At 45.7% G+C, this 15185-nt stretch carries 8 protein-coding genes; 6 read left to right on the forward strand and 2 right to left on the reverse strand.

The annotated features are described in order from the left end of the window. Window positions 1-52: 52 nt before the first annotated feature. Entirely contained in the window at window positions 53-1018 is a 966-nt protein-coding gene (locus ACPYIV_RS17380; RefSeq protein WP_293740281.1) for a tyrosine-type recombinase/integrase, read from the reverse strand. A gap of 325 nt (window positions 1019-1343) precedes the next feature. Here ACPYIV_RS17380 and ACPYIV_RS17385 point away from each other — a divergent pair, with 325 nt between their 5' ends. Further along, window positions 1344-4571, forward strand: coding sequence for a glycosyl hydrolase (locus ACPYIV_RS17385; RefSeq protein ID WP_425884261.1), 3228 nt, complete (start codon window positions 1344-1346; stop codon window positions 4569-4571). A gap of 88 nt (window positions 4572-4659) precedes the next feature. After that, window positions 4660-7446, forward strand: coding sequence for an excinuclease ABC subunit UvrA (gene uvrA, locus ACPYIV_RS17390; protein WP_301703751.1), 2787 nt, complete (start codon window positions 4660-4662; stop codon window positions 7444-7446). Window positions 7447-7542: 96 nt separating this feature from the next. Here uvrA and ACPYIV_RS17395 read toward each other — a convergent pair whose 3' ends face one another. After that, window positions 7543-7767: a hypothetical protein gene (locus ACPYIV_RS17395; RefSeq protein ID WP_293733908.1), complete on the reverse strand. Its 225-nt coding sequence runs from the start codon at window positions 7765-7767 to the stop codon at window positions 7543-7545. A 481-nt stretch (window positions 7768-8248) separates the two neighbouring features. On the opposite strand from ACPYIV_RS17395, the gene ACPYIV_RS17400 reads away from it, so the two are divergent. From ACPYIV_RS17400 to ACPYIV_RS17415, 4 genes are all read left to right on the forward strand, one after another. Further along, window positions 8249-8536: a hypothetical protein gene (locus ACPYIV_RS17400; protein ID WP_301703753.1), complete on the forward strand. Its 288-nt coding sequence runs from the start codon at window positions 8249-8251 to the stop codon at window positions 8534-8536. 708 nt (window positions 8537-9244) lie between these two features. Beyond that, window positions 9245-12412 carry a DUF6383 domain-containing protein gene (locus ACPYIV_RS17405; protein WP_425884264.1) on the forward strand — a complete coding sequence of 1056 codons (3168 nt, stop codon included), beginning with the start codon at window positions 9245-9247 and terminating at the stop codon, window positions 12410-12412. Between the two features lie 399 nt (window positions 12413-12811). Continuing rightward, on the forward strand, window positions 12812-13522 hold the full coding sequence (gene pyrH / locus ACPYIV_RS17410; protein WP_293739435.1) for a UMP kinase: 711 nt from the start codon (window positions 12812-12814) through the stop codon (window positions 13520-13522). A gap of 7 nt (window positions 13523-13529) precedes the next feature. Continuing rightward, on the forward strand, window positions 13530-15176 hold the full coding sequence (locus ACPYIV_RS17415; RefSeq protein ID WP_425884267.1) for a DUF4980 domain-containing protein: 1647 nt from the start codon (window positions 13530-13532) through the stop codon (window positions 15174-15176). The last annotated feature ends 9 nt before the right edge of the window (window positions 15177-15185 follow it).

Below are 15185 nucleotides of genomic sequence, written 5' to 3' on the forward strand. Positions count from 1 at the left end.
ACAAACTTTACCTTATTTCATAAATAAGGATTGTTACAAACTTTACCTTATTTCATAAATAAGGTGAAGTTTTAATCTGTCCTCCACCAAACAGACAGTTGATAGGGGCAGAAATAATTCGATTGGCTTTCGTCAATTCAGACACATCCAATTCACTTAAATAGTAACGTGTTGTTTTTTCCGAACTGTGTCCCAATCCTTGGCTGATAACAGCGACGGAAACACCGGATTGTAGTGCCGTGGATGCCCAGCTATGGCGGATCACGTATGAAGTGAAACGGACAGGAAGGCAAAGTTTATCTCCGATTTCCTTCAATTTCTTGTTGTGCAGTGCCAGACAACATTTATATTGTGAATGAGTTGGCGAACTTGACGGTAGGATAGGAAAGAGAAACTTTCTTTCCTCTTTATTCGAAGGTGCATATTTATTGATAATTTGCCACATACCGGTACTTATTTCCATACGGATTCGAGTACCTGTTTTCCGACGGTTATATACCAACTCGCCATTTTGGATGTTGCTTGTCGTCAGGTAAGCCATATCGACAAAAGGCATCCCACAGGCCAAAAAACTGAATAGGCACAGGTCTACCGCCAGTTCCTGTCCATGCGAACCATCTGTCTTGAAACTTGCCAACTGTTGAATAAGCGTGACAGATATGGCACGCTTGACGGTGGATTCGCGTTTGAGTTTGAGCCCCTGAAAGGGATGTTCAACCGGTTGCAACAAGCCATCATAACAGGCTGCATTATAGATCGCGCGTAAACTGCTCTGATAGGAGTTGATCGTGTTTGTTGCTAATCCTTTGCACTGCAGGTAAGCAGCAAAATCAGAAATCAGCGTTCGGTTCAGGTCTTCCATACGAAATTCGGAATTACCCGTAAATTTCAAAAAATGATTGACGGCAACTTGATAAAGTTCCGCTGTACTTGCCTTATTCAATTTTTTTTTCACTCCGATACGCACATTGGCATATTCGAGAAGTAATAACGAAGGGGAAATTTTCTTTCGTGCCATATTGGTATTTTGTTTGAATGGTTATTAGCTTATAACAAATGTAAATGCCTCTTATTGTCAAATTCTTCAAAAAGTTATTGGTTCAAATCGAAACTACTACTGCGTCTAATTCGATTTTCTATCCCATCTGATTCAAATTACCCGCAAGGGTAATATTTTTTAACAAACAGGTGCTTTCGGTATGTTGTTTGGAATCAGTGTATTGTCGGATATTGGTGGGCAAGGATGGGTTGTTGTCATTTTTGAAAAAAGATAAATCATTATAGAGAAGATGAAGAAAGATAATCTTATTACTTTTACCGCCGGAATCTTAAAAGAACAGACCATGAGAAAACCTCTGCTTAAAACATTGCTTTGCCTTTCGCTATTGGCTCCTTTTACGGGGAGTGGCCAGGATAAAAATGCGCTTGAATCCGGTTTTGCGAATCCGGCTGAAAAGGTGCAAACTTCCGTTTATTGGTATTGGATTTCCGGGAATATCTCGGAAGAAGGCGTAAAGAAGGACCTGTATTCGATGAAAGAAGCCGGGATCAACCGGGCTTTTATCGGGAATATCGGGTTGGAAGGGATTCATACGCCTTATAAGACCGTGCCGTTTTACAGTGAGGAATGGTGGAAAATACTACATGCAGCCCTTAAAACGGCAACGGAGTTAGGAATAGAGATCGGCATTTTTAATTCCCCCGGATGGAGTCAGTCGGGCGGGCCGTGGGTGAAACCGGAACAGGCGATGCGTTATTTGGCATCTGTAAAGGCGGAAGTCAGTGGAGGAAAACAGGTCGAGGTGGTTTTGGCGAATCCGGATAAAGATTTCCAGGATGTAAAGGTGATCGCTTTTCCCTCTGTCGGGAAGAGAGCAACCCGGCTGTCGGCCGCAAATACACAAGTGACATCTGCAACGCCTTTGCAAAACTTGAACAGCCTGATCGATGGAGATAAAGAGACGGCCATGCTCTTTACGGAAAAGAGTGAAAAGCCGGTGGCGATCGATTTCAGGACGGACGAACCGTTTACTTTACGCAGTCTGCAAATCTTCCCCGCTTGTCAGCCGATCCAAACCAATGCCCGTTTATTGGTAAAAGAGAACGGGGCTTACCGGATGCTGTCCGATTTTAAGATCGACCGTTTCAATGCGAATCTGAATGTCGGCTTTGAACCGTATGCTCCCGTCGTTATCTCTATCCCGGCAATGACGGCAAGCGAGTTCCGGTTGGAACTGACAAACGTCGCTCCAGGTACGGGACTGGCCGAGGTGGAGTTTTCTTCTCTTCCTGCTGTGGAACGTTATCCTGAGAAGACATTGGCCAAGATGTTTCAGACTCCGCTTCCCTATTGGCATGAATACCAGTGGCCGGTACAACCGGAAGCTGGCGATCCCTCCCTGGTTATCGATCCCGGACAAGTGTTGGATATTTCTGCTTTCCTGCAGGGGGACCGCCTTGTCTGGAAAGCTCCGGCAGGAGAGTGGACAGTCCTGCGTACCGGTATGCTCCCGACAGGCGTAACAAACAGCCCTGCCGATCCCGAAGCGACCGGTCTGGAAATAGATAAAATGAGCCGCAAGCATGTAGAAGCGCATTTTGAAGCTTTCATGGGCGAAATATACCGCCGTATTCCGGCAGAAGACCGTACCTGTTGGAAAGTTGTCGTGCAAGACAGTTACGAAACAGGCGGACAAAATTTTACCGACGGTTTCTTATCGGAGTTTCAGGCGCGTTACGGCTATGATCCGTTACCATTCCTTCCGGTTTATGAAGGATATGTGGTCAAGAGCGAGGATCAGTCCGACCGTTTCTTTTGGGACCTGCGCCGCCTGATTGCGGATAAGATTGCATACGACTATGTCGGCGGCTTGCGGGACGTATGCCATAAATACGGATTGACGACCTGGCTGGAAAACTACGGGCACTGGGGCTTTCCCGGCGAGTTCCTGCAATACGGCGGACAGTCGGACGAGATAGGAGGCGAGTTCTGGAGCTTTGGCGATTTGGGGAATATCGAGAATCGTGCCGCCTCTTCCTGTGGACATATATACGGAAAGCAGAAGATTTCGGCCGAATCGTTCACCAGCGGCGGGACGCCTTTCAGTTGCTATCCCGCCATGATGAAACAACGTGGCGACCGTTTCTTTACGGAAGGAATCAATAATACGTTGTTGCACGTCTATATTTCGCAACCTTCGGAAGAACGGGAACCGGGGATGAACGCCTGGTTCAGCAGCGAGTTCAACCGGCTGAACACCTGGTATCCTCAGATGGATTTGTTTACATCCTATTTGAAACGTGTCAATTATATGTTGCAACAAGGGCTGAATATTGCCGATGTTGCGTATTTTATCGGCGAAGATGCCCCTAAGATGACAGGTATCGTTGAACCGGAACTGCCGAAAGGTTACCAGTTCGATTATATCAATGCCGAGGTGATAGAGCGCGACCTCTTTGTCAAAGACGGCTTGCTGACGTTGCCTCACGGTACGCAATACCGGATATTGGTACTTCCGAAGCTCGAGACCATGCGTCCCGAACTGCTTGCCAAGATCGGGAAACTGATCGAAGACGGTGCAGTTGTCTTAGGACCTGCCCCGAAACGTTCGCCGAGTGGCGAATCTTTCCAAACGGCTGACGGGCAGGTTAAGAAGTTGGCAGACGTATTATGGTCCGGCCTGGACGGGCGGAACGTGAAGGCTGCCAAAAGAGGAAAGGGGGAATTACTGTTTGGTATGACAATGGAAGAAGCCTTGAAGCATATAGGCTGTGTACCTGACTGCGGGCTGCCGGCGGACGCTCCGGTCCTCTACGGACACCGTTCTGCCGGAGATGCCGAGATCTATTTTATCTCCAACCAGAAGGAAGAGACGATCGAGGTCAGTCCGGAGTTTCGTGTCCGTTCAAGGCAACCGGAGTTGTGGGATGCGACAACCGGTCGTACCCGTATGCTACCGGCCTATAAAGAGACGGCTGCGGGAACGGTGGTCCCTTTGATGTTACATCCTCATGAAAGTGCTTTTGTCGTGTTCCGCCGGCCGGCCGCGAAAGCGGAGGGAACGGGGTTGCAACTGAACTATCCGGCTCCGCAGACGCTTGTTCGCTTAGATGCTTCTTGGAAAGTCTCTTTTGAGGAAAAGAGAAGAGGACCGGCTGTTCAAACCTTTGCCCGCCTGGAAGATATCAGTAAGAACGAAAATCCTGATATCCGCTATTATTCAGGTACGATTTGGTACGAGACGGAATTTAAGTTGAAAAAGAAACCGGAAGGCCAATTGTATCTGAATCTGAACGATGTCGGTGTCATGGCAAAAGTAAAGATCAACGGCCGGTATGCCGGGGGTGTTTGGACAGCTCCCTACCGGGTAAATGTCACGGATTTGGTTCAAAAAGGAAAGAATAAAGTCGAAATAGAAGTCGTTACCACCTGGATGAACCGCTTGATCGGCGACAGCCGTTTACCGGAGTCCGAACGGAAAACCTGGACGCCTTGCAACAGCTGGAAACCGACCGACAGTTTGCAGAAATCCGGTCTGATCGGTCCCGTTTGTATAGAATGTGTGAATTGATTGTTTCCGAATGTGAATGCCAGCTGTTTACTTGGCAAAACAGCATTACTTTTTTACCTTTGCAATTTGGTAAATGAAGGAAATAAGTATGTCCGAAAACAATTCTATATTCATCAAGGGAGCTCGAATCAATAACCTGAAAAATATCGATGTCGAGATCCCCAGAGATAAACTGGTCGTTATAACCGGCCTTTCCGGTAGTGGAAAATCATCGTTGGCATTCGATACGTTGTATGCGGAAGGGCAACGCCGCTATGTGGAGAGCCTGTCTGCCTATGCCCGCCAATTCCTGGGACGTATGAGCAAGCCGGAGTGCGACTATATCAAAGGCATTCCCCCTGCCATCGCCATCGAACAAAAGGTGAACACCCGCAACCCGCGTTCGACGGTGGGAACTTCTACGGAGATATACGAATACCTTCGCCTCCTGTATGCCCGTATCGGGAAAACGATCTCTCCCGTCTCCGGTACGGAAGTGAAGAAACACCAGGTAAGCGATATCGTGAAAGAAGTCCTGGCTTATCCCGCCGGAACCCGTTTTGCCGTATACGCCCCAGTCGTCCTGCCGGATGGGCGTGGCATAAAGGAGCAGTTGGAAATCCTGCAAAAGGAAGGTTACACCCGTTTGTCCATCAACGAGACCGTTTATCGTATCGGTGAAGTGCTGGCGGATGACGCGCTGCTTTCTTCCCCCGTGATCGAACTGCTGATTGACCGTCTGGTCGTATCTGATGATAAGACATTGAAAAGCCGTCTTGCCGACTCTGCCGAAACTGCTTTCTTCGAGGGACATGATACCTGTATTATCCGTATTTATGTACCCGAAGGAACGGTTGTAAAAGAATATTCCAAAAAGTTTGAGGCCGATGGTATGGTGTTTGACCAGCCGACCGACATGATGTTCAGCTTCAACAACCCGTTAGGCGCCTGTCCGACTTGCGAAGGTTTCGGGAAGGTGCTCGGTATCGATGAAAATCTGGTCGTGCCGGATAAGAGCCTGTCCGTTTTCCAGGGGGCGGTTGTCTGCTGGAAAGGCGAGGTGATGGGAGAGTGGCTGAAAGAGTTTATCGTGAAGAGCGAGAAATATAACTTCCCGATCCACCGTCCTTATTACGATCTGACTGGGAAGGAGAAAGACCTGCTTTGGCACGGTGCACGCGGACTGCATGGCATCGATGACTTCTTTAAGTTTGTAGAAGAGAACCTTTATAAGATACAGTACCGTGTGATGCTGGCACGTTATCGCGGGAAGACCGTTTGTCCGACCTGCCGGGGTTCGCGCCTGCGCCCCGAAGCACTTTATGTAAAGGTGGGAGGGAAAGATATCGCGGAATTGGTCGCTCTTCCGATCACGGAAGCAAAAGCCTTTTTCGATAACCTTCAACTCGACGAGAACGAGGCCTCCATCGCCAAACGTTTGCTGACGGAGATCACCAACCGCCTGCAATTCCTGTTGGATGTGGGGTTGGGCTACCTGACGCTCGACCGCTTGTCCGCCTCCCTTTCCGGTGGTGAAAGCCAGCGTATCAATCTGGCGACCTCTTTGGGTAGCAGCTTGGTCGGTTCCCTTTATATATTGGATGAACCGAGTATCGGGCTCCATTCGCGTGATACCGATCTGCTGATCAAGGTCCTCCGGCAATTGCAGGCATTAGGCAATACGGTTGTCGTGGTGGAACATGACGAAGAGATTATCCGTGCAGCCGATTACATTATCGATATCGGCCCGAAAGCCGGCCGCCTGGGGGGAGAAGTGGTCTATCAGGGCGATGTTAACGACTTGAAAACCAGTAGTAACAGCTATACCGTCCGGTATTTGACTGGCGAGGATCAGATAGAAGTGCCTCTTTATCGTCGTCCCTGGAATAATTATATCGAGGTGAAAGGCGCCCGTAAGAACAATCTGAAAGGTATCGATGTGAAGTTTCCCCTGAATGTAATGACCGTCGTAACAGGTGTCAGCGGTTCGGGTAAAAGCTCGCTTGTGCGTGATATCTTCTACGAAGGAGTCAAGCATTATTTAGATGATGCCGCCCGCCTGATGGTAGACTGTTCCGGCCTGGAAGGTGATATGCACATGATCAAAGGGATCGAGTTTGTCGACCAGAATTCCATCGGTAAGAGTTCCCGCTCCAACCCGGTGACCTATATCGGCGCCTACGACGAAATCCGTAAACTCTATGGCGAACAGCCTCTTGCTAAACAGATGGGCTATTCGGCAGCCTATTTCTCCTTTAATAAGGAAGGCGGACGATGTGAAGAATGCAAGGGAGAAGGAAAGATCACGGTCGAAATGCAGTTTATGGCCGATATCACCCTCGAATGCGAAACCTGCCACGGCAAGCGTTTCAAACAGGATGTACTCGATGTCGAATATCACGGTGCGAGCATTTACGATATGTTGGAAATGACCGTGAACCAGGCGATCGAGTTTTTCGAACAATATCCGGGTTCGCAGGAAAAGAAGATTGTAAAAAAGCTGAAACCCCTCCAGGATGTCGGGTTGGGCTACATCAAACTCGGACAGACTTCATCTACTTTGTCCGGCGGTGAAAACCAGCGTGTGAAACTTGCCTACTATCTCGGTCAGGAGAAGCAGGAACCGACGCTTTTCGTTTTCGACGAGCCGACGACCGGTCTGCACTTCCATGACATCAAGACCTTGTTGAAAGCCTTCAATGCCTTGATCGATAAAGGCCATACGGTTGTCATTATCGAGCATAACATGGATGTGATCAAATGTGCCGATTATCTGGTCGATCTTGGTCCCGAAGGAGGAAGTGCCGGAGGAAATCTGGTCTGTACCGGAACGCCGGAAGAGGTGGCGATGTGCGAGGTTTCCTATACGGGAAAGTATTTGAAGGATAAACTCTGATAAAAAAGGGAGGTGTGCCAAACTGCCCCGTTCCCGTGTCAAGTGCGGGATCAAGGGGATTTTGACATACCTCCGTCCAAATAGCCATCGGTATTTCTATTTTTTACTCTTTTCCTGCTCTGCAACCTGATGAACGCGGTCGGCAACAGATTCTATTTTGTCCAGGCCTGCATCTTTCAGACTCATAGCTTCTTCTTTTGCTTTTGAAGCAAGGTTGTGCAGGTTTGCGTGAAGGCAGCGGAATTTACCATCATCTTCCATCTTGCGGAGTACATAACCTGTGACAACTCCGACTACCATACCAATTAATAAATCTTTCATACCATTACGTTTTTAAATGATTACTACTTTAGTTTTGTCTCCTCAAAACAAGAGGTAAATCTGTATTGTTCCGGTTTTTAAAGTATTTATAAGTATTGCGGAATTGTTTAGGGAAAAATATACGGCAACCCGTTTCTTTCCGCTGAAAGAGGATTGCCGTATAAAAGTTAGGAATAAGGTCCTGGTGATTTCTTCGCGTCTTCAAAATAAGTAATATAAGTGTGTGTTTCTCTTTTCTTCGGACAAAGGTAGAGTGGGAATGTTACAAAACTGTTACAGCTGGTGTACAGTGTTGTTAAAAAACTTTTGCTAAGCATTGTTTATTCGATTTGGGCTAATGGCTTTCTGAAAGATATTGCAATAAGGGATTGAAAAAAGGGAAGGTGGTTATTGTATAATATTGTTTTGTTAACAACAAGGCACATTCTTTTTTAATGGCTGCAGATTCCGGTTCTTCATCGGGGAAAAAGGGTTTTCTGCCATGAAGTGCGCAGTTTTTCACCACGAAGACGGTCGCCATCGCCGTGAGTTGCCGGGGCTATGCACCACGAAGACGGTCGTCATGGTAACGAAGACGGTCGTCGTGGCGATGAAGACGGTCGTCGTGTCGGTAAAGGGGCAAATTTCTTTTGCGATATTCAGGCCTGTGGCAACATTCGTTTGCTACAGGCGATTCTCCTGGAGTTTAGTTTTTTCACAATGTCAGGATTTCTTGCTTTCCGGTAACAGAAGGACTCTGTTTTCCAATTTCCTGCCGTGCTCGTTTTAGCAGTTGTTTATGAATTCCGATCTGAAAGAAGAAAACGTCAAACATGCATCGGCCGGGATTTCATCCCAAATAGAAAAAATCCCCAATAAGGGTTGTTGTATATTTTAGTAACATGCCTAATCCTTATCCCCACTGATTTTCTACTGAGCCAATATAAGTCTGTGCCCCTCTTTTCTTTGGACAAAGGTAGAGGGGAGATGTTACAAAACTTTTATCCCCTGAACATGGAAACATGTTGCATAAATGGCGCAGTTTTGTCCTGTAACCCATATGTTTTGGAAAAATATGCCTGTTTTTTCTTGTTGATTCGGAAAACCTATTTACCTTTGCAACGATTCCGTAGTGGGCAGCGGCCCACAGAGCGCGGAGTCAATTACATATTGTAAGCATTTTACGAAGATTATTCTTAGTTAGAAATCTGCAAAATTTTTAAGTACACTGGAATAATGGACAGTAAATGCTTGCGCTGGTTACGTATAAGTTCATCTACCATTCTTATGGGAAGATTGTTTTATATCGTATAAGGCGCGGGCTATTGTTCTATTATTGGTGTACGGGCTTTGCAGAGCCTCTAATTAGATAATAGACAATTGGCCCGCGTTTTTTTATGCCCGTTCATAATCACTCGCGGGGAGTTGTTCTCTCCTTCGTGAAATTAGTTGTTGGATTTTTAAACACTATTTTATTAACAATTAATTTTTAATGATTATGAACAAAAGATTTTCTACTCTTTTGGCAGGTGTTGCACTGATGGGTGCAGTGTCTGTTAATGCGCAGCAGGTTCCGGTGACGACCAAGCCTGCGGCATCAGTTGCAGCTTTGACTGCAGGAGATGTGGTGTATTTGAATTATGATGCTTCTTGGCAGATTGATTTTACAGGTGCTTGGACGGCAAATTCTCACAAGGATAGTTTGATTTATGCAAGTACTCCTGTGGCTGGCCGTTCAAAAGCTCATATTGACTCTTTGTTATTCAAGCTGGACTATGAAAAGACAGCTTTGGATTATAACGGAACCGCAACATTTGAATATGGGTTTACTTTTACAAGTAAGGTCGGCAAGTTTGCATTTGCAAAACCTGCAGCAGGAAAAAAGGCAACAGCTTTTTTGAAGACAAATGGAGCATTGAACAAGTGGGTACTGCCTGCAGCCTATTTGACTACAGCTGGTGTTAGTGCTTCTACGTCTTATGGATATGTCCCTTATGTAGTTGCTTCTCGTGTATCCGCGACAGATGATACTCCTAAAACTGTATACGTATTAGCTAAAGATATTACTTCTGGCGTTGTTGAAGTATTGGAAGTCGAGTATGATGCGGCTTTAGCATCTGCGATAACTTTAGCAAAGTTACAGGTAAATTATAATGCTTCAACAGGAATCGGTACGCTTGTTCAATCCGGTTCTCATGTGTTGTATTCAATAGATGGTTATAAAGTTTCCAGTTTAGATATAAACGTTTCTGCAACAAACATCGAAGACGCTCTTGGTTATGAAAAGCCGAGCTTCAAGTTTGCAAAGAATGTATCTGAAGGTGAAGATAACCTGTTGGCTGCTTACAATTGGGAATATACTTCTCAAGGTTATTTGAAAGCTATTGGTGCAAAACAGGAAAAAACAGGTCGTGACTTGTATCTGACTGTCGATACTTTCTACTATGATGTGCCTAATGCTCAGAACTACAAGTTGGCTTTGGATACACTGCCTGCAGTTGGTGCTCCTGCTGATTGGACTCGCAATGTAGAGACTTACAAATTCGATATCAAAGCATCTTTCGTTAAAGACTCTATCACTGTAATTGCAAAGAATACACCGAAAGTAACAGGTGACTACTTTGCACAAGATGCTGCTCCTATCGATGTAAACGCAAATGCTAACGAAGAAATTATCGTTAAGAAATTCGGTAACAAGACAGTTCTGACTACTCGTTATAGTGGTGATGCTACTAAAACTCCGTCTATTACTCCTTCCGAATTCCCGACATGGGAACTGATCGACACAGAGATTGCCCAGTTTACTTCAGGTGATGTTTATGTAATCTACGATATGAACAAAACTAAGGCAGATAAGAAAACGGTTAACCCTGATTTTGGAAAAGCGTTGATTATCGACAATATGGAGAACAGATTCACTCAGTTGTTCGTGAAGACAGATAAATTGGATCAGACTCTTCCGTCTCATCAGTGGGTTGCTTTGAAGAAAGATAACGTCAATGTTTATTCATTTGCAAACCGCGAAACGGGTGCGAAAGCAAATGCTTCTGTTTCTGGAACAGTTGGAACTGCTTTGACAGACGTCCAGTTGTATGTTGTTGATGCTAAAGAAAACCTGTACACTTACGGTTCTAAGGCTGATACGATTAAGATGGTTAAGATCGACGCTAAGACTTTGTCTCCGTTCGACGGTTACCGTGTTATCACGAAAGAAGAACAGATGAACAAAGTATTCAGCCTGCGCTTCATCAGTGACTTGTTGGGTGACGAAGCTTATGTACAGCAGGATGCTGATTCTACAATGACGGTTGCTGTTGGTAATAAAGATAATGCGGCTGAGGTTCGTTTCTTAAATCTCTATAGTGATACAATCAAAATAGGTGTTGTTGATCATCAGCTAACAGTTGTTCCTTATGCTATCAAAGTTGGTCGTTACTTCTTGGCTTATGATACAGAGAAGAAAGTATATCGTTTTACGACTAAACAGATAGGTGAAGCTTGGGCAGAACAATATTCTCTTGGCTATGAGTATCGGTTTGTTATTACAAAAATAGCTGGAGGCAATATAGCATTGGTTCCGTACGATGTTTTGTATGGTTCTACTCCAGAAAAATTGGCTATCGACAGTCAGAACGGAAACGCCGTACGTGTAGCATTGGATAGCGACCTGCGTCATGCATTCGAGCTGACAGAACCGGCTAACCGTATCTTCGCTGAAGTATTGGGCAATACTGATACTACTTTGGTTAAAGTAAATTTCCACTCTGTTGAAAACTTAGGTTGGAAATTAGCTAAGGGGGCTGACGACTTCTTGTATGAAGGTGTAACAGAACTGAAAGCCGGTGGTGCTGAATACGAAAAGGCTGCATTCGACTTCAAGTTGGATACTGCTTACGTAAATCGTCCGGGTAACACAATGCCGTTGTATTACATCACTTATGATGCTGTTCGTGGTGACTCTGTTCCTGTTGCTCACATCCATGACAATGGTAAAGACCATGTATGTCCGACTCCGTTGGTAAATGATACAGTTTCCGGTAAGTTCCTGTTCATGATGCACGACTCTTTGGATATTTCAAGAGCTAACGATTTGAAGTATGGTTATACCTATAATTATAATACATACGCAAAACTTCAGATGGTAGATGCTAAGCACATCAACGATACTTTGATCGTGAACCGTGTTAATCCGGTTGCTGCCGATACGTTGAAGGCCGGTGAAATTGCAGACAATGCAACAGTAGAACAAATGCAGTCTCAGTGGTTGAACTATGATAACAAGGCTCTTTTCGCATTCCGTGTAAACATGGATAATGCAGAAGAATATGCTATCTACAACCCTGCAACCGAATTGTATCTTACTTATCTGAACGGTTTCGTCGTTGCAACAACTGAAGCTGCTTTCTATACATTGAAAGATGAAGCTGGCAATAACGTTGCAAATGAAGAAATCGAATCTTCTGCATCTGCTGTAACGGTTATCGCCGGTGAAGGCCAGGTAACAATCGCTGGTGCCCAGGGCAAGAAAGTTGTTATCAGCAACATCTTAGGTCAGGTAGTTGCCAATACAGTTATCACTTCTGACAATGCGTCTATCGCTGCTCCCCAGGGCGTAGTTATCGTGGCTGTTGCAGGTGAAGAAGCTGTTAAGACAATCGTAAAATAATAAATGTGTTACATACGTAGAGATGCACGGCTGTGCATCTCTACACACGTACACGAAAAATATAATCAAATAATTCTAAAATGCAGATCGCGTGCCAAACGGCAATTACCCTGCGACAGGCGAACAAGCGGTCTAATATTAATAATACTAAAGTATTGAAATAAAGTTCAAGTGGCCTTTTCCCTGTGAAGGACGAAGGCATACGCAAAACAAGCCCCGAAGGTGTTCGACATCTTCGGGGCTTCGTTTTGTGTATGAAACCGTTATATTTACAGGGGACGGCACTTTGCGAATGATGGCGAAAAAAGTTCAAATCGGGTATTTTAGGAGGATGTTATTGTTCAAGTCGGTGAAATGCTCTATTTTTGTGGATATAACAATCAAACAAATCAAGACAATATGGCTCAGTACAAACGTATCCTGTTGAAGTTAAGCGGTGAATCGCTTATGGGAGGTAAACAATATGGTATAGACGAAGTTCGTCTGAATGAATATGCGTCACAGATCAAGGAGATTGCCGAAATGGGTGTCCAGATCGGGATTGTGATCGGTGGCGGTAACATCTTCCGCGGCCTGAGCGGGGCTTCCAAAGGCTTCGACCGTGTGAAAGGCGACCAGATGGGGATGTTGGCAACGGTTATCAACAGTCTGGCGTTGAGTTCTGCCCTTGTCGCCCAGGGGGTGAAAGCCAAAGTGCTGACAGCTATCCGCATGGAGCCGGTCGGCGAGTTCTATAATAAATGGCGGGCGATCGAATTGCTTGAACAGGGCAATGTCGTGATCATGTCGGGCGGCACAGGCAATCCGTTCTTTACGACTGATACGGGCTCTTCCCTGCGCGGCATCGAGATCGAAGCGGATGTGATGCTGAAGGGTACCCGCGTAGACGGTATTTATACTGCCGATCCGGAGAAAGATCCGACGGCCACCAAGTTCTCGGATATCACCTATGATGAAATCTATACTCGCGGCCTCAAGGTCATGGACCTGACGGCCACCACGATGTGCAAGGAAAACAACCTCCCGATCATTGTCTTCGACATGGACACCAACGGCAACCTGAAAAAGGTGATGAGCGGTGAAAACATCGGAACGTTGGTGCATAATTAATGCTGAAATGAATAACAAACGTATAGGGGTGCTTGCGAGTGCCCTGGTGGGTTGTATCTTCACCTTGAGCGCGCAAGACCTGACAATGAAAATAACGAAGAGATACCTCAATCTGCCGGTTTCGCATCAGGTAGACCGGGCTCTGATGACATTTGATGTGGGAGGGCGGCAAGAGCGGGTGTTTGAGATTCGTTTGGCCTCGGGAAAACCGGACTATTGGGTGTTTTGCGATATGTCTGCCTTGAAGAACAAAGAGATAAAAATATCTTATACTGGGAATAAAACAGGTATAAACAAGATTTATCAAGCGGATGAAATAGCCGGACAAGATAGCTTGTATAAAGAAACCAACCGTCCGCAAATCCACTATACTCAACGTAGAGGATGGAACAACGATCCTAATGGATTGCTGTATTATGACGGTGAATATCACTTGTTCTACCAACATAATCCGTATGAACGCGACTGGGGGAATATGCATTGGGGGCATGCAGTAAGCAATGATTTGATACATTGGGAAGAGCTGCCGATCGCCCTGTATCCCGACGAACACGGTACGATGTTTTCCGGTTCGGCAGTGATAGACTATGATAATACTTCCGGCTTCGGAAAGAATGGTATTCCGGCGATGGTGGCTATTTATACAGCAGACAACCCGGAAAAGCAGGTGCAATGTATAGCCTATAGCCTGGATAAAGGACGCACTTGGACAAAATATAAGGGCAATCCGGTGATCGATTCTAAGGCCAAATGGAACAGTAAGGATACTCGCGATCCGAAAGTCTTTTGGCATAAACCTTCAGGTAAATGGGTTATGGTGCTGAATGAGCGCGACGGACATTCCATATATAACTCTGACAATTTGAAAGACTGGACGTTCGAAAGCCATATTACCGGTTTTTGGGAGTGTCCTGAATTGTTCGAACTCCCTGTCGATGGGAATAAGGACAATACTAAATGGGTGATGTACGGTGCTTCCGGGACTTATATGTTGGGTGCGTTTGACGGAAAGAAATTTACACCTGAATCCGGCAAATATTACTATTCGACCGGTTCTATCTATGCAGCCCAAACGTTTACGAATATACCTGAGTCGGATGGCCGTCGTATTCAGATCGGTTGGGGGCGTATCTCTCATCCGGGAATGCCTTTTAACGGGATGATGTTATTCCCGACGGAGTTGTCTTTGAGAACGACGAAAGACGGCATTCGCCTGTTTAGTAAACCGATCGAAGAACTTGACCGCTTGCAGACCTCAGTCGGAAAGTGGAGAGAGCTGACGGCAGATAAAGCCGATGAACTGCTTCGGCAGTATAAGGATGCAGGTACATTGCGTATCCGTACAACCCTCAAATTGTCTCATGCCACAAATGCCGGCCTGAACCTGTTCGGGCAGTCATTACTGGATTACGATATGAATTACAACCGGATCAATGGTGTGTTCTATTCGCCCGAAGACATGACAAGTATGGAAATCACGGCCGATATTATCTTGGATAAGACTTCTGTTGAAGTTTATATTGATGATGGAGCTTATTCTTATTCGATGGAGCGTTGGCCGGACTTGAAGAACAGGGAAGGGTTCCATTTTTTTGGAAATAATATCGAAGTAAAAGAGATGGAAGTATACACGTTCCGATCCATCTGGGAGTAATTTTAAAAA

The organism is Parabacteroides vesiculifaciens (genome assembly GCF_049860805.1).
Taxonomy (GTDB): domain Bacteria; phylum Bacteroidota; class Bacteroidia; order Bacteroidales; family Tannerellaceae; genus Parabacteroides.

What these genes read in the sequence shown, in the direction of transcription:
- ACPYIV_RS17380 (WP_293740281.1), bottom strand. Translation starts at nt 1,018, where the DNA reads ATGGCACGAAAGAAAATTTCCCCTTCGTTATTACTTCTCGAATATGCC.
- ACPYIV_RS17385 (WP_425884261.1), top strand. Translation starts at nt 1,344, where the DNA reads ATGAGAAAACCTCTGCTTAAAACATTGCTTTGCCTTTCGCTATTGGCT.
- uvrA (WP_301703751.1), top strand. Translation starts at nt 4,660, where the DNA reads ATGTCCGAAAACAATTCTATATTCATCAAGGGAGCTCGAATCAATAAC.
- ACPYIV_RS17395 (WP_293733908.1), bottom strand. Translation starts at nt 7,767, where the DNA reads ATGAAAGATTTATTAATTGGTATGGTAGTCGGAGTTGTCACAGGTTAT.
- ACPYIV_RS17400 (WP_301703753.1), top strand. Translation starts at nt 8,249, where the DNA reads ATGAAGTGCGCAGTTTTTCACCACGAAGACGGTCGCCATCGCCGTGAG.
- ACPYIV_RS17405 (WP_425884264.1), top strand. Translation starts at nt 9,245, where the DNA reads ATGAACAAAAGATTTTCTACTCTTTTGGCAGGTGTTGCACTGATGGGT.
- pyrH (WP_293739435.1), top strand. Translation starts at nt 12,812, where the DNA reads ATGGCTCAGTACAAACGTATCCTGTTGAAGTTAAGCGGTGAATCGCTT.
- ACPYIV_RS17415 (WP_425884267.1), top strand. Translation starts at nt 13,530, where the DNA reads ATGAATAACAAACGTATAGGGGTGCTTGCGAGTGCCCTGGTGGGTTGT.